22 protein-coding genes and 1 pseudogene are annotated in these 21,494 nt (G+C 72.3%); 9 read left to right on the forward strand and 14 right to left on the reverse strand.

Features of this window, described 5'->3' with window-relative positions:
• Positions 1-121: 121 nt before the first annotated feature.
• Positions 122-1,954, reverse strand: coding sequence for a glycoside hydrolase family 15 protein (locus ACFVJQ_RS09320; protein ID WP_385782179.1), 1,833 nt, complete (start codon positions 1,952-1,954; stop codon positions 122-124).
• A gap of 88 nt (positions 1,955-2,042) precedes the next feature.
• Complete coding sequence (locus ACFVJQ_RS09325) at positions 2,043-2,822, reverse strand: DeoR/GlpR family DNA-binding transcription regulator (RefSeq protein ID WP_385508809.1); 780 nt, start codon at positions 2,820-2,822, stop codon at positions 2,043-2,045.
• A 126-nt stretch (positions 2,823-2,948) separates the two neighbouring features.
• Here ACFVJQ_RS09325 and ACFVJQ_RS09330 point away from each other — a divergent pair, with 126 nt between their 5' ends.
• Both ACFVJQ_RS09330 and ACFVJQ_RS09335 read left to right on the forward strand, forming a co-directional pair.
• Positions 2,949-3,824 (forward strand): SIS domain-containing protein, encoded by an 876-nt coding sequence (locus ACFVJQ_RS09330; protein WP_385782182.1) that lies wholly within the window; start codon positions 2,949-2,951, stop codon positions 3,822-3,824.
• 20 nt (positions 3,825-3,844) lie between these two features.
• The gene (locus ACFVJQ_RS09335; protein WP_385508807.1) at positions 3,845-4,708 is read left to right on the forward strand and encodes a ketose-bisphosphate aldolase; all 864 of its coding nucleotides are present in this window, start codon (positions 3,845-3,847) and stop codon (positions 4,706-4,708) included.
• Here the strand turns inward: ACFVJQ_RS09335 and ACFVJQ_RS09340 are convergent.
• On the reverse strand, positions 4,698-5,831 hold the full coding sequence (locus tag ACFVJQ_RS09340; protein ID WP_224740342.1) for a methyltransferase: 1,134 nt from the start codon (positions 5,829-5,831) through the stop codon (positions 4,698-4,700). The two genes, ACFVJQ_RS09335 and ACFVJQ_RS09340, sit on opposite strands and share 11 nt — an antisense overlap.
• Before the next feature lie 69 nt (positions 5,832-5,900).
• Here ACFVJQ_RS09340 and ACFVJQ_RS09345 point away from each other — a divergent pair, with 69 nt between their 5' ends.
• Positions 5,901-6,566, forward strand: a complete 666-nt coding sequence (locus tag ACFVJQ_RS09345) for an alpha-ketoglutarate-dependent dioxygenase AlkB family protein (protein ID WP_385782185.1) — start codon at positions 5,901-5,903, stop codon at positions 6,564-6,566.
• Positions 6,567-6,593: 27 nt separating this feature from the next.
• The gene (locus ACFVJQ_RS09350; protein ID WP_385508804.1) at positions 6,594-7,838 is read left to right on the forward strand and encodes an ROK family protein; all 1,245 of its coding nucleotides are present in this window, start codon (positions 6,594-6,596) and stop codon (positions 7,836-7,838) included.
• Between the two features lie 3 nt (positions 7,839-7,841).
• Here ACFVJQ_RS09350 and ilvY read toward each other — a convergent pair whose 3' ends face one another.
• Positions 7,842-8,702, reverse strand: a complete 861-nt coding sequence (gene ilvY / locus ACFVJQ_RS09355) for an HTH-type transcriptional activator IlvY (protein ID WP_385782188.1) — start codon at positions 8,700-8,702, stop codon at positions 7,842-7,844.
• An 88-nt stretch (positions 8,703-8,790) separates the two neighbouring features.
• Between ilvY and ACFVJQ_RS09360 the strand changes: the two genes are divergently transcribed.
• Complete coding sequence (locus ACFVJQ_RS09360) at positions 8,791-10,260, forward strand: ketol-acid reductoisomerase (RefSeq protein ID WP_385782191.1); 1,470 nt, start codon at positions 8,791-8,793, stop codon at positions 10,258-10,260.
• Positions 10,261-10,291: 31 nt separating this feature from the next.
• Here the strand turns inward: ACFVJQ_RS09360 and ACFVJQ_RS09365 are convergent, their stop codons facing one another.
• From ACFVJQ_RS09365 to ACFVJQ_RS09390, 6 genes and pseudogenes are all read right to left on the reverse strand, one after another.
• Positions 10,292-10,693 (reverse strand): tautomerase family protein, encoded by a 402-nt coding sequence (locus ACFVJQ_RS09365; RefSeq protein WP_385508801.1) that lies wholly within the window; start codon positions 10,691-10,693, stop codon positions 10,292-10,294.
• 16 nt (positions 10,694-10,709) lie between these two features.
• Positions 10,710-10,886 (reverse strand): DUF1272 domain-containing protein, encoded by a 177-nt coding sequence (locus tag ACFVJQ_RS09370; RefSeq protein WP_385508800.1) that lies wholly within the window; start codon positions 10,884-10,886, stop codon positions 10,710-10,712.
• Between the two features lie 124 nt (positions 10,887-11,010).
• Positions 11,011-11,919, reverse strand: a complete 909-nt coding sequence (locus ACFVJQ_RS09375) for a phosphotriesterase (protein WP_385782194.1) — start codon at positions 11,917-11,919, stop codon at positions 11,011-11,013.
• Complete coding sequence (locus ACFVJQ_RS09380) at positions 11,916-12,500, reverse strand: DUF4865 family protein (protein WP_385782196.1); 585 nt, start codon at positions 12,498-12,500, stop codon at positions 11,916-11,918. The genes ACFVJQ_RS09375 and ACFVJQ_RS09380 overlap by 4 nt, the downstream gene beginning before the upstream one ends.
• Before the next feature lie 14 nt (positions 12,501-12,514).
• Positions 12,515-12,678 (reverse strand): annotated as a pseudogene (locus ACFVJQ_RS09385) (cupin domain-containing protein); the annotation flags it as partial.
• 73 nt (positions 12,679-12,751) lie between these two features.
• Positions 12,752-13,342, reverse strand: a complete 591-nt coding sequence (locus tag ACFVJQ_RS09390) for a TetR/AcrR family transcriptional regulator (protein ID WP_385508797.1) — start codon at positions 13,340-13,342, stop codon at positions 12,752-12,754.
• Between the two features lie 169 nt (positions 13,343-13,511).
• Here ACFVJQ_RS09390 and ACFVJQ_RS09395 point away from each other — a divergent pair, with 169 nt between their 5' ends.
• Genes ACFVJQ_RS09395 through ACFVJQ_RS09405 form a run of 3 tightly spaced genes read left to right on the forward strand, consistent with a single transcriptional unit; the run spans position 13,512 to position 17,106 of the window.
• Positions 13,512-13,793, forward strand: a complete 282-nt coding sequence (locus tag ACFVJQ_RS09395; RefSeq protein WP_385508796.1) for an SHOCT domain-containing protein — start codon at positions 13,512-13,514, stop codon at positions 13,791-13,793.
• Positions 13,790-14,548: an ABC transporter ATP-binding protein gene (locus tag ACFVJQ_RS09400; protein ID WP_385782199.1), complete on the forward strand. Its 759-nt coding sequence runs from the start codon at positions 13,790-13,792 to the stop codon at positions 14,546-14,548. Before ACFVJQ_RS09395 ends, ACFVJQ_RS09400 begins: the two co-directional genes overlap by 4 nt.
• Positions 14,545-17,106 carry an ABC transporter permease gene (locus ACFVJQ_RS09405; protein ID WP_385782202.1) on the forward strand — a complete coding sequence of 854 codons (2,562 nt, stop codon included), beginning with the start codon at positions 14,545-14,547 and terminating at the stop codon, positions 17,104-17,106. The genes ACFVJQ_RS09400 and ACFVJQ_RS09405 overlap by 4 nt, the downstream gene beginning before the upstream one ends.
• 48 nt (positions 17,107-17,154) lie before the next feature.
• On the opposite strand, the gene ACFVJQ_RS09410 is transcribed toward ACFVJQ_RS09405, so the two are convergent.
• Positions 17,155-17,679 (reverse strand): ATP-binding protein, encoded by a 525-nt coding sequence (locus ACFVJQ_RS09410; protein ID WP_385508793.1) that lies wholly within the window; start codon positions 17,677-17,679, stop codon positions 17,155-17,157.
• 398 nt (positions 17,680-18,077) lie between these two features.
• Positions 18,078-18,401, reverse strand: coding sequence for a hypothetical protein (locus tag ACFVJQ_RS09415; RefSeq protein WP_129796417.1), 324 nt, complete (start codon positions 18,399-18,401; stop codon positions 18,078-18,080).
• Positions 18,402-18,712: 311 nt separating this feature from the next.
• Between ACFVJQ_RS09415 and ACFVJQ_RS09420 the strand changes: the two genes are divergently transcribed.
• Positions 18,713-19,837: a PLP-dependent cysteine synthase family protein gene (locus ACFVJQ_RS09420; RefSeq protein ID WP_385508792.1), complete on the forward strand. Its 1,125-nt coding sequence runs from the start codon at positions 18,713-18,715 to the stop codon at positions 19,835-19,837.
• 4 nt (positions 19,838-19,841) lie between these two features.
• On the opposite strand, the gene ACFVJQ_RS09425 is transcribed toward ACFVJQ_RS09420, so the two are convergent.
• Positions 19,842-20,312 (reverse strand): SRPBCC family protein, encoded by a 471-nt coding sequence (locus ACFVJQ_RS09425; RefSeq protein ID WP_385782205.1) that lies wholly within the window; start codon positions 20,310-20,312, stop codon positions 19,842-19,844.
• 82 nt (positions 20,313-20,394) lie between these two features.
• Entirely contained in the window at positions 20,395-21,225 is an 831-nt protein-coding gene (locus ACFVJQ_RS09430; protein WP_224735291.1) for a DeoR/GlpR family DNA-binding transcription regulator, read from the reverse strand.
• Positions 21,226-21,494 lie beyond the last annotated feature (269 nt).

Consider the following 21,494-nt stretch of genomic DNA (forward strand, 5'->3'; position numbering starts at 1 on the left):
CGCGGCCGCCGGGCCGGGGGGTCCCGCCATGTTCTTCCTCGGGGCCCCCTTCGCCGCGGCCGCCAACTCCCCTCGCCACAACCCCGGGGGCCCGGCGGGGCCGCGCGCCCCGCCCGGCCGGTCAGCCGAGGGCCTTGTCCAGGTTGAAGGCCGCACTGATCAGGGAGAGATGCGTGAACGCCTGCGGGAAATTGCCCTGTTGCTCGCCCGTGTGGCTGATCTCCTCGGCGTACAGGCCCAGATGGTTGGCGTAGGTGAGCATCTTCTCGAACGCCAGCCGCGCCTCCTCCACCCGTCCGGCGCGGACCATCGCCTCGACGTACCAGAACGAGCAGATGGAGAACGTCCCCTCGTCGCCGCGCATACCGTCGGGGCTGGCCTGCGGGTCGTAGCGGTAGACCAGGGAGTCGGACACCAGCTCGTTGGTGAGGGCGTCCAGGGTGGACAGCCACTTGGGATCGGTGGGCGCGATGAACTTCGACAGCGGCATCATCAGCACGGCCGCGTCGAGCACCTCGCCGCCCTCGTGCTGGACGAAGGCCTGGCGCTGCTCGGACCAGCCGCGGCGCATGATCCGGCGGTAGATCGTGTCGCGGCACTGCCGCCACCGGGGGAGATCGGCGGGCAGTCCGCGCCGGTTGGCCATCCGGATGGCCCGTTCGATCGCCACCCAGCACATCAGCCGCGAGTACAGGAAGTCCTTGCGGCCGCCGCGGGTCTCCCAGATGCCCTCGTCCGGCTGGTCCCAGTGGCAGCACACCCAGTCGACCAGCGCGCAGACGTCGTCCCACTGGCCGCTGGAGATGGGCTGCGCCCACTTGTCGTACAGGTAGATCGAGTCGATGAGCGCGCCGTAGATGTCGAGCTGGAGCTGCTCGGCGGCGTCATTGCCGACCCGCACCGGCGCGGAGCCCTCGTACCCTTCCAGATGGTCGAGCTCGCGCTCGGGCAGGTCGGTGCGCCCGTCGATGCCGTACATGATCTGCAGCGGGCCGGCGTGGCAGCCGGCGCCCGGACTGATGTGCCGGGTCACGAACTTCATGAACGCCTCGGCCTCGCCGGTGAAGCCCAGCCTCAGCAGCGCGTACACGCAGAAGGCGGCGTCGCGCACCCAGACGTACCGGTAGTCCCAGTTGCGTTCGCCGCCGAGCTGTTCGGGCAGGCTCGTCGTCGGCGCCGCCACGATCGCGCCGGTGGGCGCGTAGGTGAGCAACTTCAGGGTGAGCGCGGAGCGGTGCACCATCTCCCGCCAGCGGCCCCGGTACTTCGATGCGGACAGCCAGCGGCGCCAGTAGGCCACCGTCTCGCCGAACTGCTCCTCCGCCTCCATGCTCGGGCACCGGCGGGGCGTCACGTCGCCCCCGACCCGGTCCAGCGCGAACACCGCCGACTCGCCCTCGGCGAGCTTGAAGTCCGCCCACGCGTCGAGACCGTCGGCCTCGAGCGGCACGGTGGCGGTCAGCGCCAGGGACAGGTCCTCGGAGTCGAAGACCGCCACGTCGCCGACCATCCGCAGGGTGTGCGGCCGGGCCCCGTAGTCGAACCGGGGCGCCACACGGGCCTTGAACGGGAGGGAACCGCGCACGCACAGCACCCGCCGGATCAGCCGGTGCCGCTCGGCCTCGGTCGACTCGCCGTTGATCGGCATGAAGTCCTGCACCTCGCCGACGCCGTCCTCGGTGAAGAACCGGGTGATCAGGACGTTGGTGTCGGGGAAGTAGAACTGCTTGGTCCGCCCGGGCACGCTCGCCGCCAGCTCGAAGGCGCCGCCCCGCTCCGCGTCCAGGATCGAGGCGAACACGCTCGGCGCGTCGAAGGCCCCGCAGCAGTACCAGTCGATCGTGCCGTCGGTGCCCACCAGGGCCACGCTCCGCAGATCGCCGATCAGCCCGTGCTCGGCGATCGGCAGATACCGTGAGCGCCCGAACCCCTCGTCCCTCGGTGTCTCGGCCATCACAGCCTCCCTCGCCCGGTCCGGCCGGCGCGGTTCCAGCTTAGGCGGGATCGAACACACGGGCCCCATGAATCGAGAACCCGGCCGATCACACTGTGACGACCCCGACGCCCGCCTCCTCGAACCGCCGCACCGTGTGCTCGTCCACCGCCGTGTCCGTGACCAGGGTGTCCACCGTCTCCGCGGCGCAGATCCGGGCGAACGCCCGGCGGCCCAGCTTGCTGGAGTCCGCGGCGACGACCACGCGCTCGGCACGCTCGCACAGCAGCCGGTTGATCGCCGCCTCCGCCTCGTCGTGCGCCGCCGCGCCGTGCACCACGTCGAGGGCGACGACGCCGAGCACCGCCACGTCGAGGGTGATCTGGCTGAGCACGCCGTCGGCGAGCGGACCGATGAGCTCGTACGACTGCGCCCGCGCCACCCCGCCCGTCACCACGATCTTGAACTGGGGGCGGACGGCCAGCTCGTTGGCGATGTTGAGCGCGTTGGTGACCACGGTGAGCGCGGGTGAGCCGGCGGCGAGGTCGCTGCGCACGGCCAGGGCCCGGGCCACTTCGGTGGTGGTCGTGCCGCCGGTCAGCCCCACCGCCTCGCCGGGGGCGACGAGATCGGCCACGGCCTTGGCGATGCGCTGTTTCTCAGAGGCGTGCCGGGCCGTCTTGTAGCGCAGGGGGAGCTCGTACGACACGCCGTGCACGACTGCGCCGCCCCGGGTGCGGACGAGCATCTGCTGCTCGGCGAGCTGGTCGAAGTCCCGGCGGATCGTCGCGGCCGAGACCGCCAGCTCGGCAGCCGCCTCCTCGACGTCCAGCCGGCCGCGCTCGACGAGCAGCTCCAGCAGCGCCTTCCAGCGGGCGTCGCGCGACATCCGCACCCTCCGTCCGTTCCTCGTTCTGCGGCGACCCTAGCGCACCGGACCTGCGGCCGAGATGCTTGATTGTGCTTGAAAGAGGGCAGTAACTTGCAAGAATAATCAGCAAGGGAGGGGTGTCGCATGACGCACGTCGAGGACGAGCTGCGCAGCCAACCGGAGTGCTGGACCCGCGCCGCGTCCCTGGCGGCGCGGCACGGGGACGCGCTGCCCGCACCGGGGGAGCGGGTCGCGATCGTCGGCTGCGGCACCTCGTACTTCATGGCACAGGCCGCGGCGGCCCTGCGCGAGGGTGCGGGGGAGGGCGAGACGGACGCCTTCGCGGCCTCGGAGTTCCCGTACGGCCGCCCGTACGACCGTGTCGTCGCCGTCACCCGCTCCGGCACCACGACCGAGGTGCTGGACCTGCTCGGAAAGGTGAACGGCCCCACCCGGACGACCGCGATCACCGCCGACCCGAGCACGCCCGTGACGGACGCCGCCGACGACGTCGTCGTGCTCGACTTCGCAGACGAACGGTCCGTCGTGCAGACGCGCTTCGCGACCACCGCGCTGACCCTGTTCCGCGCCCGCCTCGGACTGCACACCGAGTCCGTCGTCGCGGACGCCCGCACCGCGCTGGCCGCCGAGCTGCCCGAAGGCCTCGTGGACTGCGGCCAGTTCACCTTCCTCGGCCGCGGCTGGACCGTGGGTCTGGCGCACGAGGCCGCCCTGAAGCTGCGGGAGGCGGCCCAGGCGTGGACCGAGTCCTACCCGGCGATGGAGTACCGGCACGGCCCCATCAGCATCACCACGCGCTCCACCGCGACCTGGATGCTCGGTGCGGCGCCGGAAGGGCTCCCCGAGCAGGTGCGGGCCACCGGCGGCCGATGGGTGGCGGGCGGCCTCGACCCGCTCGCCGAGCTGGTCCGCGCACAGCGGCTCGCGGTCGCCGTGGCCCGAGCCCGAGGCCTGGACCCGGACCGGCCCCGCCACCTCACCCGCTCGGTGATCCTCTGAGCCGCCCGCAAGGAGCAGCCGTGCCCCTCGTGACCACCGGTGCACTCGTCACCCGCGCGGCCGCGGCCCGAGCCGCCGTCGCCGCCTTCAACATCATCACCCTGGAGCACGTCGAGGCGGTCGTCGCGGGTGCCGAGTCCGTCGACGCACCCGTCGTCCTCCAGGTCAGCGAGAACGCGGTCAGGTTCCGCCACGGACGACTGCTCCCGCTCGCCCGCGCGGCCGTCGCCGCCGCCGAACGGGCCGCCGTACCCGTCGCGTTGCACCTCGACCACGTGCAGAGCGACGCCCTGCTGCGGCAGGCACCGGACGCCGGGTTCAGTTCCGTGATGTACGACGCGTCCCGGCTGCCGTACCAGGAGAACCTGGCCGCGACCCGGGCCGCCGCCGACTGGGCGCACGCCCAAGGGCTGTGGATCGAGGCCGAGTTGGGCGAGGTCGGCGGCAAGGACGGACGGCCGCCGCTGGACGCCCACGCGCCCGGCGCGCGCACCGACCCCGCCGAGGCCCGCGCCTTCGTCACCGACTCCGGCGTGGACGCCCTGGCCGTCGCCATCGGCAGCACGCACGCCATGACCACCCGCACCGCCACCCTCGACCACGCCCTCCTCAAGCGCCTCTCCGGCACCCTGGACGTCCCCCTCGTCCTGCACGGCTCCTCGGGCGTCCCGGACGACGAACTGACGGAGGCGGTCGGCGGCGGCATCGCCAAGGTCAACGTCGGCACCGCACTCAACATCGCCATGACCGGTGCGATCAGGGAGTTCCTCACCGCCCACCCCGAGGCGGTCGACTCGCGCAGCTATCTGAGCGTGGGCCGGGAGGCGATGGCCCGGGCGGTGGCACGGATCATCACCACGCTCCGCCGGCCCACTACCGCTTGACGGCCTTCAGGACCACGAACTTCGGATCACTGGCGACCAGCGAGCTGTTGCCGAACAGCCGCCGCAGCTTGACGTGATACCCGAGGTGCCGGTTGCCGATCACCCACAGCTCGCCGCCCGGCCGCAGCGCGCGCCGCGCGCCGGTGAACATCCGCCACGCCGTCGCATCGGTCGTCGCCTGGTGCGAGTGGAACGGCGGATTGTTCAGCACCAGGTCGACACTGCCGGAGGGCACCCCGGCCAGCCCGTCCCCGACCCGGAACTCGGCGTGCCCGGGCACGCCGTTCGCCTTGTACGTCGCCTCCGCCGACGCCGCGGCCTGGAACGACTCGTCGACGAACAGGACCTCGGCCTCGGGGTTCGCCACCGCCACCGCCGTACCGACGACACCGTTCCCGCAGCCCAGATCCACGACCCGCCGCGGGCCGCGCGTGTCCGGCAGATGCTGCAGGAGGAAGCGGGTGCCGATGTCCAGCCGGTCGGCGCAGAAGACGCCCGCATGGTTGACGACGGTGTGCCCGGACACCGGACCGATGCCGCCGGGCAGCACGTAGCTGTACGGCCACGGGTTGGCGGGCCGGACGAGGGACGGATCCGGCGTGCAGAAGATCAGCCGGGCCTTCTTCTCGGCGAGCGAGGTACGAGTCGGGCCGAGGATCCGCTCGAACAGGTTCAGCGTCGAGGTGTGGATCTCCTTCACCATGCCGGTGCCCACGACGACCGTGCCGGGGTGCACGGCGGGCGCCAGCCGCAGCAGCTGGTCCTCCAGCAGCGCCAGGCTCTTCGGCACCCGCACCAGCAGCACGTCCACCCGGTCGGGCGGCGGATCCTGGGTGGTGAGCAGACGCACCGTGCCGGGCTCCACGCCGCCCCGGGCGAGGTTCGCGCGGGTCGCCTCCTGCGTCAGGAACGAGTCCGTGATCTGCACCGGCCCGTGCGCCGCCAGCGCGGTCACCAGCGCGCCCCAGCGGTCGCCGAGCACCACGACCGTGCCGGACAGCGGCACGCCCTCGCTCGCGAGGTGCCGCAGCAGGTACTCGTCGGAGGCGTCCCAGGCACGCAGGCGGTCGCGGGGGTCCTCGGGAAAGCGAGCCAGCGCGAGCTCGCCCCAGGGCGTCGTCATACGGTCGTTCATCGTGCGGTCAAGGCTAACCGAGCCGCAGCTCAGGGCCGCTGCGGGAGGATGGACGGCATGGAGGCCGAGCTGTTCCCCAGGGACCGTACGGAGATCGCACCGGGCGCGGTGCACGTGCCGGACTGGCTCGACGCGGAACGCCAGCGCGAGCTGCTGAGCGCCTGCCGGCAATGGGCGCGCCCGCCCGCGGGGCTGCGCACGGTCCGCACGCCCGGCGGCGGCACGATGACCGCCCGCCAGGTCTGTCTGGGCCGGCACTGGTACCCGTACGGCTACGCCCGCACGGTCGTCGACGGAGACGGCGCCCCCGTGAAGCCGTTCCCGGCGTGGCTCGGTGAGCTGGGTCGGCGCGCGGTGGCCGACGCGCTCGGCGCGGAGGCGGCCACGGGGGCCGCGTACGACATCGCGCTGATCAACTTCTACGACGGCGACGCCCGCATGGGCATGCACCGCGACAGCGACGAGAAGTCCGCCGCGCCGGTGGTGTCCCTGAGCCTCGGTGACACCTGCGTCTTCCGGTTCGGCAACACCGAGACCCGGGCCCGGCCCTACACGGACGTCGAGCTGCGCAGCGGTGACCTGTTCGTGTTCGGCGGGCCGTCGCGGATGGCGTACCACGGGGTGCCGCGGGTGCAGGCCGGCACTGCGCCGCCCTGGCTCGGCCTGACCGGACGGCTGAACATCACCCTGCGGGTCAGCGGCTTCCCGGCGGACGCCGGCTGACGTGCGGATCATGGGAGACTCGCCCTCATGAGCGGCAAGGCGGACCCCCGGCCGGCGGGGGAAGGGACCACCTCGAGGACGCGACTGGACCGGGGGCGCGGTGCGCTCGGGCCCGCGTTGGAGCTCGTGCACACCGGGCGGGCCCCGACCCGGGCCGTGCTCACCGCCGAACTCGGCGTCACCCGGGCCACGGCCGGCGCGGTGGCTGCCGAGCTGGAGGCGTTGGGGCTGATCCGGGTCGACGCCCGGCCGGGTGCCGCCGCCGGTTCCCAGGGCCGCCCCTCGCACCGGCTGGAGCTCGCAGAGGACGGGCCCGTGGCGCTGGCCGCGCAGGTGCACGCCGACGGGTTCCGGGCGGCACTGGTCGGACTCGGCGGGCGGATCGTGGCGACCGCGCCCGGCTGCGAGGTCGTCGACGCCGATCCGGCGAAGGTGCTCGGGTCGGTCGTGGAGGCCGGTGCGGAGCTGCTGCGCGAGACCGGGCGGCGGTGCGTGGGCGCCGGTCTCGCGGTGCCGTCGGCGGTTGCGGAGCCGGAGGGCCTGGCACTGAACCCACTGCACCTGGCGTGGCCGGCGGGCGCGCCCGTGCGGGAGATCTTCGCCGAGTGCGTCCGCGCGGCCGGCGTCACCGGACCGGCCTTCGCGGCCAACGACGTCAATCTCGCCGCGCTCGCCGAGCACCGGCACGGCGCCGGGCGCGGCTCCCGCGACCTGCTGTGCGTGGCCACCGGGCACCGCGGGGTCGGCGGTGCGCTGGTGCTCGACGGGCGGCTGCACTCGGGCAGTTCGGGCCTCGCCCTCGAAGTCGGCCACCTCACCGTCAACCCCGAGGGCCGCCCCTGCCACTGCGGCAGCCGCGGCTGCCTCGACGTCGAGGCCGACCCGCTGGCCTTCCTCACGACGGCGGGCCGCGAGCCGGGCCCCGAGGTGTCCCTGCTCCAGCAGGCCAACGAACTGATCCGGCACGAGTACGACGACCCCGGCGTGCGCGCTGCCGCAGAGGCCCTCATCGACCGCCTCGGCCTCGGACTCGCCGGCCTGGTGAACATCCTCAACCCCGACCGGATCATCCTCGGCGGCCTGCACCGCACCCTCCTGGACGCCGACCCCGACCGGCTGCGCGCGGTCGTCGCCGACCGCAGCCTGTGGGGCCGCAGCGGCGGCGTCCCCATCCTGGCCTGCTCCCTCGACCACAACAGCCTGGTCGGCGCCGCGGAGTTGGCGTGGCAGCCGGTGCTGGACGATCCGCTGGGTGCGCTGGCGACGGCGTGACGCCTACGGGGTCCGCTCCGTCAGACTCCACAGCGCCGCCACCGCCGGGCGGCGCAGATCGGCCCGCCGGACGCACAGCCCGATCGGCAACGGCTCCGGCGGCGGACCAGGGGCGGGGATCGCCGACAGCCGGTCGTGCATCGAGCTGTGCTCCAGTACGAGGCGGGGAACCACGCCCGTGCCGCAGCCCAGGGCGACCAGCGTCAACAGCCCTTCGTGACCGTCCGGTTCACCGGCCACGTCGGGAACCCGGCCGCGCGCCCGGAACCAGCGGTCGGCCGCCTCCCGGACCAGGCCCCGGTGCGGCAGTACGAAGGGCCCTTCCAGACCGGGGTCCGGCCGGTCCCGGGCGGTCACGAAGACCAGCTCGGTGACCGCTACCGTCCGGCTCACCAGCGGCTCCGGCAGCCGCGCCGGGATCCCCGCGACCGCCACGTCCACCTCCCCCTCGTCCAGCCGGGCCAGCGCGGCCGCTGCGTCCCCGGTGCGCAGATCCAGCCGTACCTGCGGATGCGCGGCGCGAAACGGCCCCAACAGGTCGGCCAGCAGCGCCTGACAGGCGGTCACCGTGGCGAACACCGTGAGACGGCCGGTGAGTTCGGCCGGGTCGGGATGCTCCTCACGGTAGGCACGCCACAACTCCAGTGCCTGGACGGCGTAGGCACGGAAGCGATGCCCCTCCGCCGTCAGCGACACCCCCCGCGGACCCCGGTCGAACAGCCGGTGCCCGAGGTCTGCCTCCAGCCGCTGCACGGTCCGGGTCAGCGTCGCGGGACTCACATGACAGTCGAGGCTCGTCCGCCCGAAGTTCAGCGTCTGCGCCAGATGGAGGAAGAGGCGCAGCTCCCGATGGTCGTCTCGCACACCCTGACCTCAGCCTTTCATTTCGCGCAACACCCCGCTGCACAAGTTGCGCTTGCCGCAACACTCGGCCGGAGCCTACAACTCGGGCATGACCTCGACCACGTTCACCTCCCGCGTCTTCCCCCTCGAGACGATGGCCGTGCCCGGCGGCACGGAGACCGTCCTGCGCGGCGGCCGGCACCTCTTCCCACTGCTCCCGCAGGCCTTCGACGGCGTCCGCCGTATCGGCGTCATCGGCTGGGGACCGCAGGGCCGCGCCCAGGCCCTCAACCTCCGCGACTCCCTCGCCGGCACCGGCATCACCGTCGCCGTCGGCCTGCGCCCCGGCTCCCGCTCCGTCGCCGACGCCCGTGCTGCAGGCTTCACCGAGGAGGACGGCACGCTCGGCGACTGGCTCGCCGTCGCCGCCGACAGTGACCTGGTGATCCTGCTGATCGCGGACGCCGCGCTCGCCGCCCACCACGGCGAACTCTTCGCGGCCCTCAGGCCCGGCGCCGTCATCGGCCTCTCCCACGGCTTCCTGCTCGGCCATCTGCGGGAAACGGGTGGGGAGTTCTCGCCGGGGCACGGGGTGATCGCCGTGTGCCCCAAGGGGATGGGCGACTCCGTGCGGCGGCTGTATCTGCAGGGCGCGGAGATCAACGGTGCCGGGATCAACAGCAGTTTCGCCGTGCACGCCGACCCCGACGGCCGTGCCGCGGACCTCGCCCTCGGCTGGTCGGTCGCGCTCGGCTCGCCGTACACCTTCCGCACCACGCTCGACAGCGAGTACCGGTCCGACATCGTCGGCGAACGCGCCATCCTGCTCGGTGCGGTGCACGGCATCGTCGAGAGCCTGTACACCCGCTGCCGGCTGGCCGGCGACGACGAGGTGACGGCGTACGAGAGGTCCTGCGAGAACATCACCGGCCCGATCGCCCGCACCATCTCGCGTGCCGGACTGCGTGCCGTGCGCGAGAACCTCGATCCGGTCGGCCGGGACGTCTTCGACCGGGCGTACACGGCGACGTACGGACCGGCGCGCGAGATCGTCGCCGAGATCTATGACGAGGTCGCCGACGGCACCGAACTGCGCAGTGTGCTCCTCGCCGAACGCCGGCTCGGCGCCCGACCGATGAGCGAGATCGGCGGTTCACCGATGTGGGCGGCCGGGGAGCAGGTACGCGCCCGGCGGGCCGAACGGGCGCCGGACGTCGACCCGTTCACCGCCGGTGTGTTCGTCGCGACGATGACTGCCCAGGTCGATGAGTTTGCCGAGCGCGGCCACCCGTGGTCCGAGATCGTCAACGAGTCCGTCATCGAGGCTGTCGACTCCCTGCTGCCCTACATGCACGCCCGCGACGTGGCGTTCATGGTCGACAACTGCTCCCGCACGGCCCGCCTCGGCGCCCGCCGCTGGGGCCCGCGCTTCCAGGCCGCGTACGAGCAGATCGCCTTTCCGGCGGCCGAACACTCGGCGGACGACGCCCTGTTGACGGCCTTCGACACTCATCCCGTGCACGAGGCGCTGTCCACGGCCGCCAAGCTCAGGCCGACCGTGGACATCTCCGTGGGCTAGGGCCCGGGCGTCTACGGCGTGTGACGCCGAGTCACACGCTCGGAGAGTCGGCCTGCGCGTACTGCGCCAGCCCGTTGCCGAGCGACCAGTCGATCGACTCGTTCTCGGTCAGGGTCACGAAGACGTTCCGGGGCTCGGTTCCCGCGTAGGCCTGGGCGAGTTCGGCGATCCGCCGGTACAGCGCCCTCTTCTGCGCGGGGCCGCGCCCGGAGCGCAAGGTGATGGAGACGTACACGATGCCGTCGTCGCGGTGCACGCCCAGATAGTCGCCGTGGCGCAGAGCGCCGTGGACGCCGTCGTGGCCGACCAGCACCTGGAACCGGTCGTCGGGCGGGATACCGATCGTCTCCATCAGGGCCTCGTGCACGGCGCGACCGAGTGCGTCGAGACGATCGGGGTCGGCTCCGAGGGCGTCTATGCGGACGAAGGGCATGTCGGCGTCTCTCCTTTCATGTGCGGCGCGGCCTCGGGACGAGTTCACCACCGCAGTTGGGGCAGATGCCCTGCATCGCCTCGGTGCACGGGACGCAGAAGGTGCACTCGTACGAGCAGATGCGGGCGGGGGCGTCGGGCGGCAGCGACGCGGTCTCGCAGCGTTCGCATCGGTCGCGCATCTCCAGCGCCATGTCCTCACCTTTCCTCGCTGCACAGGGCCAGGTCCGTCACCTCCCATCCTCCTTGCGCTGCGCGTGGCCGAAAGGGTGTGCAGGGTCAAAGATCACCACGATCGGGCCACGCCCCGGCCGGACCTCAGCGCCAGTCGGCGGCGAAGGCCCGTCCGGGATTGTCGGTGAGAATGCGTGCCACCAGCTCCTCACCGAGGGCGAGCGAGAGCCGCGGCCGCACGCGACGCAGCAGATACGGCATTCCGGGACCGCCGTCGACCGACCGCGCACCGGCGACGACGGTGTCCCCGCCGAGCAGCAGCCGGTGCCCGAACCCGGCCTCGGCCAGCGCCCGTACCGCGTCCGGCATCCGCCAGTCGGTGGCGTGATGCGCGCGCGAGGGCCCGTCGAAGGCCAGCCAGCAGCCCGCCTCCGCGGCCCGGCGGTGGAGCGGGAGGTCGGGGGAGCGGTTGAGATGGCCGAGGATCACCCGGTACGGAGGGACGCCCAACTCGCCGCACAACAGCTCCAGTACGTCGAGTACGCCCGTCCCCATCTCCAGGTGCACGGCGATGGGCGCGTCCGTCGCGTGGTGGGCCTCGGCCGCGGCGGTCATCGTCCAGCGGGCGTGCGCGTCGAGGGCATGGAAACCGCCGGCGACCTTGATGAGCCCGGCGCGGACCCCCGAGGTGCCGATGCCCTCCGTCAGTTCGGACGCGAAGAGGTCGGCCAGCTTCCCGCGCAGTTCGTCGAGCAACTCCGGGCTGTAGTGCGCCGCTTGATGCAGTCCCGTCGCGCAGACCAGGTGCACCCCGGCGACCCGGGACAGCGGCGGCAGGTCGGCGGCCCGGCGCCCCATGCCGTACGGCGTCCACTGCACGACGGCCGAACCGCCGACCGCGCGGAACGCGTCCAACTCGGCCCGCGCGGCAAAGGTGTCGTCGAGCTCCTGGCCGGGCAGTTGCGGGGTGCTCAGGAAGAGGTGGTCGTGCGCGTCGCACACGCCCAGATCCTCAGGCCGTACATCCCCGAGGACCGTACGGACCGCACTCACCACTGCCGCCCCCGCGGCAGTGCGCCGCGCCCTGGGGCCGACAAGTGCAGCACCTGGTACACATCGCCGTCGGCCTTGGGCATGCCGTGCTCCCAGAGCGAGAAGTGGGCCAGCTCCCACGCGCGCGTGTCGACGACGGCCGCCGCCAGCACGGCGCCGTCCTGCGCCGCCAGCCGCTCGGTCTCGCCCGCCGCGTCCGCCATGAACCCGGCCAACTCGGCACCCTCCGGAACCGGTTGGCGCCGACGCACGGCGTACCCGGCGGGGGAGCCGGCGGCGCTGCCCTCCTCGTACGCGAGCCCCGTCCACTGCCGCACCCGCGGCCGCCCGAAGTCGTTCACGGGGCCCTGGAAGGCGCCTCCCCACAGGAAGGTGTTCATGCCCTCCATGGTGTTCCAGAGGTAGAACGGCCCGTACTGGTTGACCGGCGAGCCGTGCATCCCGCGCTCGCGCAGCAGATACGTCTTGATGCCGAGGCCGTCCCAGTCGTCCAGCAGATGCCCGACGCGCGCGACGCGGGAGCGGATGACGTCCATGTCGTAGTCGGCCGGCAGGGTGAACTCGTACTGCATGGCATGCATGTCAAGGGCCCTTCTCAGGCGGGATAGTCGGCCACGTGGTCGTGCCACTCGGCGGTCGTGCCGTCTTCGGCGGCTCGACGACCGCGAGGCGCGTCATGAAGGTGCGCGGCCCGGCCCCGTGCCAGTGCCACTCGCCCGGCTCGACCCATACGGTGTCGCCCGCCCGGATCACCTCGACGTCGGTGAAGTTCTCCGCCGGACCTGCCGGCTGGCGGGGCGCTGCCGGGTGATGTGCACGTGCGTGAACTCCTTCAAGGAGTACGGGCGTTGGCTTGCGGTGCGAGCAGCGAGAGCAGCCCCCGCACCCCCGCGTCGAAGGCGGCGGGCGAACCGGACGCGCGGGCGAGGACGTAGCCGCCCTGGACGGTCGCGACGATCGTCGCCGCGATCGACTCGCCGTCGAGCCCGGCCGCGAACTGGCCCTGCTCCTTGCCCTCCTCGACGATCCCGGCGAGCCGCTCACGCAGCCAGTCGAGCGTCTCGTCGACGGGCGCGCGCAGCTCGTCACTCGCGATGACGTCCGGGTCCATCGTCAGCCGCCCGATCGGACAGCCGCGCAGCACATCGCGCTCGCGCCGCAGATACGCCTCGATGCGTTCGTACGGTGTTCCCGGACCGTCGAGTACTCCCCCGGCGGTAGCCCGCATCTCCTCGGCGGTCCGCCGGATCGCGGCCAGCGCGAGATCCGGCTTCCCCTTGAAGTGGTGGTACATGCTGCCCTGTCCGGCCCCCGCGCGCTCCAGGATCGCCTTGGGGCTGGTGCCCACATAGCCGCGCTCCCACAGCAGTTCACGGGTGGACTCGATCAGTCGGTCCGAGGTGTTCATGCCACTACCGTACATACTAGTAGTTACAGAAGTCGAGCCCCCCGGAGCAGTGGAACCAGCCCTCCGTACTCCCCGCGAGGTACACGCACTGCCGCTGGCCGTACGACGACCCGGCCCCCTCCCGGCGCGAGTCTCGAGGCATCACCGAACGACCCGACCGAACCGACTCGGGAGATGACTCGAGATGCAGACCCTGGCACACTTCGCAGATGGCGGCCCCGGCCCGTGGATCCTCCTCTTCCCGCTCATCTGGGCGGCCGTCGTGATCGGCGGCATCGCGCTGCTGCGCCGCACGGTGTGGCGCGGACGCCGCGGCCCCTGGCGGCCCGCCGCCGACGACAACTCGCCCATCACCGTGCTCGGCCGCCGCTTCGCCTCCGGCGAGATCGACGAGGACGAGTACTGGCGCCGGCTGTCCGTCCTGGACGAGCAGTTCGGCCGTACGGGCAAGGGCGGCGCGGCATGACGACCACGACCGCCACGACAATTACGCCGACGGCCGCCCGCGTCGTCGACGCCGTGAAGGTGTACGGCAGCGGCGACACCAGTGTGAGGGCCCTGGACGGGGTGAGCGTCGACTTCCCGGCCGGCCGCTTCACCGCGATCATGGGGTCCTCGGGCTCGGGCAAGTCCACGCTGATGCACTGCGCGGCCGGACTCGACACGCTCACCTCGGGTACTGCCCACATCGGCGACACCGAACTGGGCTCCCTCGACGACCGCCGCCTGACCCTGCTGCGCCGCGACCGCGTCGGCTTTGTGTTCCAGGCGTTCAACCTGGTGCCCACGCTGACCGTCGCCGAGAACATCAGGCTGCCCCTGGACCTCGCGGGCGGTCGCGGCGACACCGAGTGGATCGACGCACTGATCGACGTGGTCGGCCTGCGCGGTCGGCTCCACCACCGGCCCGCCGAACTCTCCGGCGGTCAGCAGCAACGCGTCGCGGTGGCCCGCGCGTTCGCCGGACGCCCGGACGTCGTGTTCGCCGACGAGCCGACCGGCAACCTCGACTCCCGCTCCGGCGAGGAGGTACTGGGGCTGCTCGGCCGGGCAGTGCGCCAGATGGACCGCACGGTCGTCATGGTCACCCACGACCCGGTCGCCGCCGCCCACGCCGACGAGGTCGTCTTCCTCGCCGACGGACGCCTGGTCGACCGCATGGAATCCCCGACCGCCGACAAGGTCCTGGACCGCATCAAAGCCTTCGAGGTGCCGTCATGAACGCCTCCGTACGCCTGAGCGTGTCCTCACTGCGCGCCCACAAGCGCCGCTTCGCCGGTACCTTCCTCGCGGTGTTCCTCGGCGTCGCCTTCCTCGCCGGGACGCTCGTCATGGGCGACACGCTGCGGGCGAGCTTCGACTCGATGTTCGGCAACGCGACCAGCGGCACGGACGCCGTCGTCCGCAGCGCCGACGCCATCACCACGCCCGGCGAGAGCCAGGGCGTGCGCCGACCGGTCGACGCCGACCTGGTGGAGGCCGTCGAGCGGGTTCCCGGCGTCGCGGCCGCCGTGCCCAACATCGAGGGCGCGGGCCAGCTCCTCGGCGCGGACGGCGAGCCCATCGGCGGGCAGGGCCCGCCCACCCTCGCCGGCAACTGGATCACCGACCCGCAGCTCAACCCGTACGAACTCGCCGAAGGCCGCGCCCCGGAGAAGTCCGGCGAGGTCGTGGTCAACCGTGGCACGGCCGAGCGGGGCGACCTGAAGATCGGAGACACCACGACCCTGCGCATCCCGGAACCGGTCGAGGTGACGATCGTGGGCCTGGCCACCTTCGGCGGCGAGGACGGCATGGCGCAGGTGACCTTCACCGGCATGACGCAGGCCGACGCGGAGAAGTACCTCACCGCACGACCGGGCGACGCGGCCGGCATTCTGGTGCGGGCCGGTCCCGGGGTCGGCGAGCAGGAACTGGTCGACCGGCTGACGCCCGTGCTCCCCAAGGGGGTCGAGGCACTCACCGGGCAGGAGTCGGCCGAGGAGAACACCGAGATGATCTCCAGCCAGTTCCTGACCGTCTTCACGACTTTTCTGCTGGTGTTCTCCGGCGTCGCCCTGCTGGTCGCGACCTTCTCCATCCACAACACCTTCGCGATCGTCGTGGCCCAACGCACCCGTGGGAACGCCCTGTTGCGGGCGCTCGGCGCCTCCCGCCGCCAGGTCACCGCGTCGACCCTCGTCGAGGCGGGCGCCGTGGCGGTGACCGCGTCGGCCGCCGGTCTCGCGGGCGGCATCGGGATCGCCACCGGGTTGCAGGCGCTGTTCCCAGCCATCGGATTCCCCTTCCCCGAGGGCGATCTGGTGGTCAAGGCGCTCTCCCTGGTCCTCCCACTCGCCGTCGGGATCGTGGTCTGCCTGGGCTCCGCCCTGCTGCCCGCCGTACGCGCCGGCCGCACCGCACCCCTGGCCGCGCTGCGCGAGACGGCCGTCGACTCCTCCGGTGCCTCCCGGGTCCGCGCCGTCACCGGCACATCACTCGCCGCCCTCGCGTTGGCCCTGACGCTCACCGGTGTCCTGGTGTCGCCGTCCGTGTGGCTGGCGGGCAGCGGTGCCGTCCTGGCCCTGGTCTCCTTCGTGGTCCTCGGCCCGGTCGCCTCCACCACCGCCGTACGTGTCCTGGGCGGCCCCCTCGACCGGCTGCGCGGCGTCACCGGCTCCCTCGCCCGGCGCAACGCCCTGCGCAGCCCGAAGCGGACGGCCGCCACGGCGAGCGCGTTGATGATCGGCGTGGCCGTCGTGTCGCTGTTCACCGTGTTCGGAGCGTCCCTGAAGGCGACGATGGACCAGACGGTGTCGCGGTCCTTCGCAGGTGATGTGGCGATCAGCACCCCGTCGTTCGGCGGGGGCGGCAGCGGGCTCAGCCCGGAGCTGGCCGGCGCGATCGTGCAACTCCCCGAGGTGGACACGGCCGTGGGCCTCGGCAGCGGCGTCGCCGAGGTCGACGGACAGGGGCGGGCACTGACCGTCACCGACCCCGCCGCCCTGGAGCGCACCTTCGACCTCGGCGCCGTCCGGGGTTCCCTGGACGCCCTCGGCACCGACGGCATCGCGATCACCGGGAAGGAAGCCGACAAGCAGGACCTCACCATCGGAGACACGGCCCGGCTCACCTTCACCGACGGTCGGAGCGAGACCTTCACCGTCCGGGCCGTCTACGGCCAGTCCGAACTGGCGGGGGACTACGTCATCACCCGCGCCGCCTGGGCACCGCACCGCATCCAGGACTCCGACAGGCTCGTCGCGGTCTCCTTCGAGGACGGTGTGAGCACGGACGCGGGCAAGGCGGCGGTGGAGGGTGTCGCGGCCCAGTACGGCAACCCCGACGTGCAGACCCGCGACGAGTACGCGCAGTCATCGGCCGGAGGCATCGACATGATGCTCACCCTTGTCTACGCGCTGCTCGCCCTCGCGGTGCTCATCGCCCTCCTCGGCATCGCGAACACGCTGACGCTGGCGATCCACGAACGCACTCGCGAACTGGGCCTGCTGCGGGCCGTCGGCCAGACGCGTCCCCAGCTGCGGGCCATGGTCCGCTGGGAATCCGTCCTGGTCGCCGCCTTCGGCACGGCCGGCGGTCTCGGCCTCGGCGCCTTCCTCGGCTGGGTGCTGGTGGAGGCCTCCGACGGTGCGAGCGACAGCGCCTTCGCCTTCGCGATGCCGCCCGTGCAACTCGCGGTGGTGGCGCTGGTGGGCCTCGCGGCCGGGGCTCTCGCGGGCCTGCGGCCGGCCCGGCGTGCGGCCCGCCTGGACGTGCTGCGCGCCATCGCGACGGAGTGACGGGCCTCGGCCCTGCGGTGACTTCGCCGAGGCCCACTCACCGCCCGGTCAGCCGACAACGGCCGACCGGGCGGGAGCGTGTTCGGGCGTACGGCCGACGGGTTCGGCCTCCGCGAACCTGGGTGCGGGCTCCGAGGCCGTGCGGCGGGCCGGGCGTGGGGGTGCCTTCACCGCGGGCGAGGCCGTCGGCAGTGTGAACCAGACGACCTTGCCCTGGTCACCGTCCGGCCGCACACCCCAGCTCTCGCTCATCGCCGCCACCATCGCGAGGCCGCGCCCGCAGGTGGCCAGCGGATCCGCGTCCGCCACCACCGGGAGGCGGGGGTCGCGGTCGCGTACCGACACCATGAGCCGGTCGAGCAGCAGCTCGATCTCCACGGTGCACGTCTTGTCGGGTTGGGCATGCCGGTGGACGTTCGAGAGCAGTTCGGTCACACCGAGCGCCGCTCGGTCTATCAGGGCATCCAGGTGCCAGTAGCGCAACTGCGCAGATACGATTCTGCGGACCTGGCCGATCCGCGACGGCAGGGCTTGGAGCTCCACCGTGCAGTGCCTGCGTGGGTGACTGATCACGGCTGCGACTCCCCGACGTGAGGTCCGGAAGAACACGGAGTTCGAATCCAGCAGCGCGCCTGCGTGAAACGGCCGCCTGCTGTCGTGACCGGCGGCTGGTTCGCAGCGTTATCGCCGGTAAACCCAGAGTGACGTGAGACCAGAGTGACGCAGGGGGTCCGGCCGCGCAACTCGCGGCTGCGCGGCGGCCATGGCTCGTCCGAGCGGCCTGCACGGCTCACGTCGATGTGGCCTGCACGACTCAGGTGGGCGTGGCTGTCACGGCCCACCGCCGCCGGTCGGCCACCGCGGGCCACCACGGCTCGGCCGCCCCGCGCCCCCTCGCCTCGCTCGCCCGGCGCCACCGCGGCTCGGCCGGCCGCCGCCACCCCCGCCGGGCCGCCCCGCCCCGGCGGCGCTCAGCCGTCACGGCGTGCCGCCCTGCGTACGGCCTCGATGAAGCGGCGTGCCGCGGGCGGTCCCGGCTCGCCCGGCGCGGGGTCGTGCTCGCCCAACGTCAGTGAGTAGCGCTTGCCGTTGAGGTCGGCAAGCGCGCGTGCCCCGGAAGCGAACCAGGGCTTCGACGCCCGCACCGCCTGCACCGGTGCGCTGTCGATCTCGCTTCCGTAACTGGTGAGCAACTCCAGCCTGCCGTCGCTGATCCGGACCTGTCCGGCCCGGGTGAGGGAACGCAGGCCCTTACCGATCCGCACCCCCATGGCCGTGAACTCCGGCTCCGCCATACCCTCCTGCCCCCTCGTCGTGTGTGGCTTCCCGTCCGGCGTTTTCGTCCCGCGCGGTGCAGTCTGCCCGTCACCGAAGTCGCGCACCAGTGCGCACGTCACCCGGGCATAGGCCACCCGGAGCACTCGCGCGAATGCGCCCCCGAGGGCTTCCGCCGGGGGTGGCGCGCAACGGTCCGCTGCGCCCCCAGGGTCGTCTTTGAGCTGCTCAAAGATGCGTTTATGCAGGTGAGAAGCGTGCGGAAGCCTGTTTATGATCGGTGTACCGGCCGCGCCACCCGCCGTCGGCGCGCAGCCCAAGGAGCCCCGCCGTGACCACCCCCCAGCAGACCAGGACCGGCGCCACCCTCGACGTCGACCACAGCGACACCGTCTACCGCGGCTGGCTGAAAGAAGCCGTCCGCAAGGTGCAGGCCGACGCCAACCGTTCTGCCGACACCCACCTCCTCCGTTTCCCGCTGCCGGACCACTGGGGCATCGACCTGTACCTCAAGGACGAGTCGACCCATCCCACCGGCAGCCTGAAGCACCGGCTCGCCCGCTCGCTCTTCCTCTACGGCCTGTGCAATGGCTGGATCCGACCGGGCCGCCCGGTGATCGAGGCCTCCAGCGGCTCCACGGCAGTCTCCGAGGCGTACTTCGCGAAGCTGATCGGCGTGCCCTTCATCGCCGTCATGCCCCGCACGACGAGCGCCGAGAAGTGCCGCCTGATCGAGTTCCACGGCGGGCAGTGCCATTTCGTGGACGACCCGCGCACGATGTACGAGGAGTCCGCCCGCCTCGCGGCCGACACGGGCGGCCACTACATGGACCAGTTCACCTACGCGGAACGCGCCACGGACTGGCGCGGCAACAACAACATCGCCGAATCCATCTTCCGTCAGCTGGAGTTGGAGCGGTTCCCGGAACCCGCGTGGATCGTCGCCACGGCCGGCACCGGCGGCACCTCCGCGACCATCGCGCGCTACGTCCACTACATGCAGTACGACACGCGCGTGTGCGTCGCCGACCCGGAGAACTCCTGCTTCTTCGAGGGCTGGACCACCGGCGATCCGGACGTCACCTGCGACTGCGGCTCACGCATCGAGGGCATCGGCCGGCCACGTATGGAACCGAGCTTCGTGCCCGGTGCCATCGACCGGATGATGAAGGTGCCCGACGCGGCCGGCATCGCCGCCGTGCGCGCCCTGGAGCAGGCCATCGGCCGCAAGGCGGGCGGCTCGACCGGCACCGGTCTGTGGAGCGCCCTGAAGATCGTCGCCGAGATGGTGGCGGACGGGCGTACGGGCAGCGTGGTCACCTTGCTCTGCGACCCCGGGGACCGCTACCTCGACAAGTACTACTCGGACACCTGGCTCGCCGAACAGGGCCTGGACATCACGCCGTACACGGCGGCGATCGGGACACTGCTCGCCACGGGCCGCTGGCCGGACTGAGCCGTCACCGTGCGAGCCGCCGGTCCAGCGCCGTCACGGCGTCCTTGAACGCGCGCCCCAGGCCCGCCCGCGCCAGCTCGAGCACGAGGCGGAACACCGGCGTCCCGTCGGCGGCGAACGTCCACTGCACGCGCGTGCCGGCGCCGGCCGGCGTGAGCCGCCACTCCTCGGCGAGCGCACGGACCCCCGGCGTGTTGGTCTCGTCGACGCGGTACGCGTACACCTCGGGCTCCTCGGCCACCAGGATCGTCTCCGCGAACCGCGTACCGCCCTTGAGCCGTATCTCCCGTCCGGCGCCGTCGTCGGTGGGCCGGGCCAGCGTCACCGCCGAGAACCACTGCGTCCAGCCGGGCACGTCCTCGGCGAGCGCACGGAAGACCGTCTGAGGGGGAGCGGTGATCTCGCGGGCGAAGACCAGCCGTACGGGCGCGGCCCGGACGAAGTCGACCTCCACCGGACGCAGACGGCGAGCCATGCGAAACCCCCTGTACGGCGGGCAGGGACAGGGCAGCCCACCATAGCTGGCGGCCCGTCAGATGTCTGCGCCGCCGACGCGGTCAGAGGTCTTCCGCGTCCTCCTCCTCGCCCGCCACCACCAGGTGTCGCAGATGCTCCGAGATCTCGGCCCGGGCATCGGCAGGCAGCCCCGAGTCGGTGACCAGCGTGTCGACCTGTTCCAGCGTGGCGAAGGAACTCAGGCCCACCGTGCCCCACTTGGTGTGGTCGGCGACCACCACGACCCGCCGCGCCGACTGCACCAGGCGCCGGTTGGTCTCCGCCTCCGCGAGGTTCGGTGTCGACAGGCCGGCCTCCGTCGATATCCCGTGCACTCCGAGGAACAGCACGTCGAAGTGGAGCGTCGCGATCGCCTGGTCGGCCACCGGCCCCACCAGCGAGTCGGAGGGGGTGCGGACGCCGCCCGTCAGCACCACCGTGGCCGCGCCCTGGCGCTGGCCCGAGGAGCGCTGCGCCGCGTGGAAGACGTCGGCGACCCGCACCGAGTTGGTGACGACGGTGAGATCGGGCACCTCGATCAGGTGGTGCGCCAGCGCATACGTCGTCGTACCGCCCGACAGCGCGATCGCCGAGCCCGGCGCGACCAGCTGCGCCGCGGCCTTGGCGATGTCCTCCTTGGCCGTGAGCTCCAGACCCGACTTGGCCTCGAAGCCCGGCTCGTGCGTGCTCGCCTCCGCCACCGGGACCGCGCCGCCGTGGACCTTCTCCAGAACGCCCTGGCGGGCCAGCGCGTCGAGATCGCGGCGGACCGTCATGTCCGACACGCCGAGCTTGCGAGTCAGCTCGTTGACGCGGACGCCGCCGCGGCGCCGCACCTCGTCCAGGATCAGGGCGCGCCGCTGCTCCGCGAGGAGGTTCTGATTCTCACTCACGTACGCTCCGGTCCTTTCCTCAATCCCGTCCGAATGCCCTCGCACCCGCTCCGACAAGGACATTCTCCCGGTCCCGGTGCGTTGGCGTCTCATGTTCGCACGGGTCGGCCCAGGACGCGTCACCGGCTGCCCCGACGCGAACATGCCACTGTGGCCTTGTCCTTTTATCCTTTGCCATCCTTGCCTGTCTGTCACATGGATCGGGGAGATTCGGTGACGAGAGGTGTGGGCGGGGCGTCCAGCGGAGATCCTTGAGCCCGCACCGACAG

This window comes from Streptomyces sp. NPDC127197, from assembly GCF_042672405.1.
Classification (GTDB): Bacteria; Actinomycetota; Actinomycetes; order Streptomycetales; family Streptomycetaceae; genus Streptomyces; species Streptomyces flavusporus.

What these genes read in the sequence shown, in the direction of transcription:
- ACFVJQ_RS09320 (WP_385782179.1), bottom strand. Translation starts at nt 1,954, where the DNA reads ATGGCCGAGACACCGAGGGACGAGGGGTTCGGGCGCTCACGGTATCTG.
- ACFVJQ_RS09325 (WP_385508809.1), bottom strand. Translation starts at nt 2,822, where the DNA reads ATGTCGCGCGACGCCCGCTGGAAGGCGCTGCTGGAGCTGCTCGTCGAG.
- ACFVJQ_RS09330 (WP_385782182.1), top strand. Translation starts at nt 2,949, where the DNA reads ATGACGCACGTCGAGGACGAGCTGCGCAGCCAACCGGAGTGCTGGACC.
- ACFVJQ_RS09340 (WP_224740342.1), bottom strand. Translation starts at nt 5,831, where the DNA reads ATGACGACGCCCTGGGGCGAGCTCGCGCTGGCTCGCTTTCCCGAGGAC.
- ACFVJQ_RS09345 (WP_385782185.1), top strand. Translation starts at nt 5,901, where the DNA reads ATGGAGGCCGAGCTGTTCCCCAGGGACCGTACGGAGATCGCACCGGGC.
- ACFVJQ_RS09350 (WP_385508804.1), top strand. Translation starts at nt 6,594, where the DNA reads ATGAGCGGCAAGGCGGACCCCCGGCCGGCGGGGGAAGGGACCACCTCG.
- ACFVJQ_RS09360 (WP_385782191.1), top strand. Translation starts at nt 8,791, where the DNA reads ATGACCTCGACCACGTTCACCTCCCGCGTCTTCCCCCTCGAGACGATG.
- ACFVJQ_RS09365 (WP_385508801.1), bottom strand. Translation starts at nt 10,693, where the DNA reads ATGCCCTTCGTCCGCATAGACGCCCTCGGAGCCGACCCCGATCGTCTC.
- ACFVJQ_RS09370 (WP_385508800.1), bottom strand. Translation starts at nt 10,886, where the DNA reads ATGGCGCTGGAGATGCGCGACCGATGCGAACGCTGCGAGACCGCGTCG.
- ACFVJQ_RS09380 (WP_385782196.1), bottom strand. Translation starts at nt 12,500, where the DNA reads ATGCATGCCATGCAGTACGAGTTCACCCTGCCGGCCGACTACGACATG.
- ACFVJQ_RS09390 (WP_385508797.1), bottom strand. Translation starts at nt 13,342, where the DNA reads ATGTACGGTAGTGGCATGAACACCTCGGACCGACTGATCGAGTCCACC.
- ACFVJQ_RS09395 (WP_385508796.1), top strand. Translation starts at nt 13,512, where the DNA reads ATGCAGACCCTGGCACACTTCGCAGATGGCGGCCCCGGCCCGTGGATC.
- ACFVJQ_RS09400 (WP_385782199.1), top strand. Translation starts at nt 13,790, where the DNA reads ATGACGACCACGACCGCCACGACAATTACGCCGACGGCCGCCCGCGTC.
- ACFVJQ_RS09405 (WP_385782202.1), top strand. Translation starts at nt 14,545, where the DNA reads ATGAACGCCTCCGTACGCCTGAGCGTGTCCTCACTGCGCGCCCACAAG.
- ACFVJQ_RS09415 (WP_129796417.1), bottom strand. Translation starts at nt 18,401, where the DNA reads ATGGCGGAGCCGGAGTTCACGGCCATGGGGGTGCGGATCGGTAAGGGC.
- ACFVJQ_RS09425 (WP_385782205.1), bottom strand. Translation starts at nt 20,312, where the DNA reads ATGGCTCGCCGTCTGCGTCCGGTGGAGGTCGACTTCGTCCGGGCCGCG.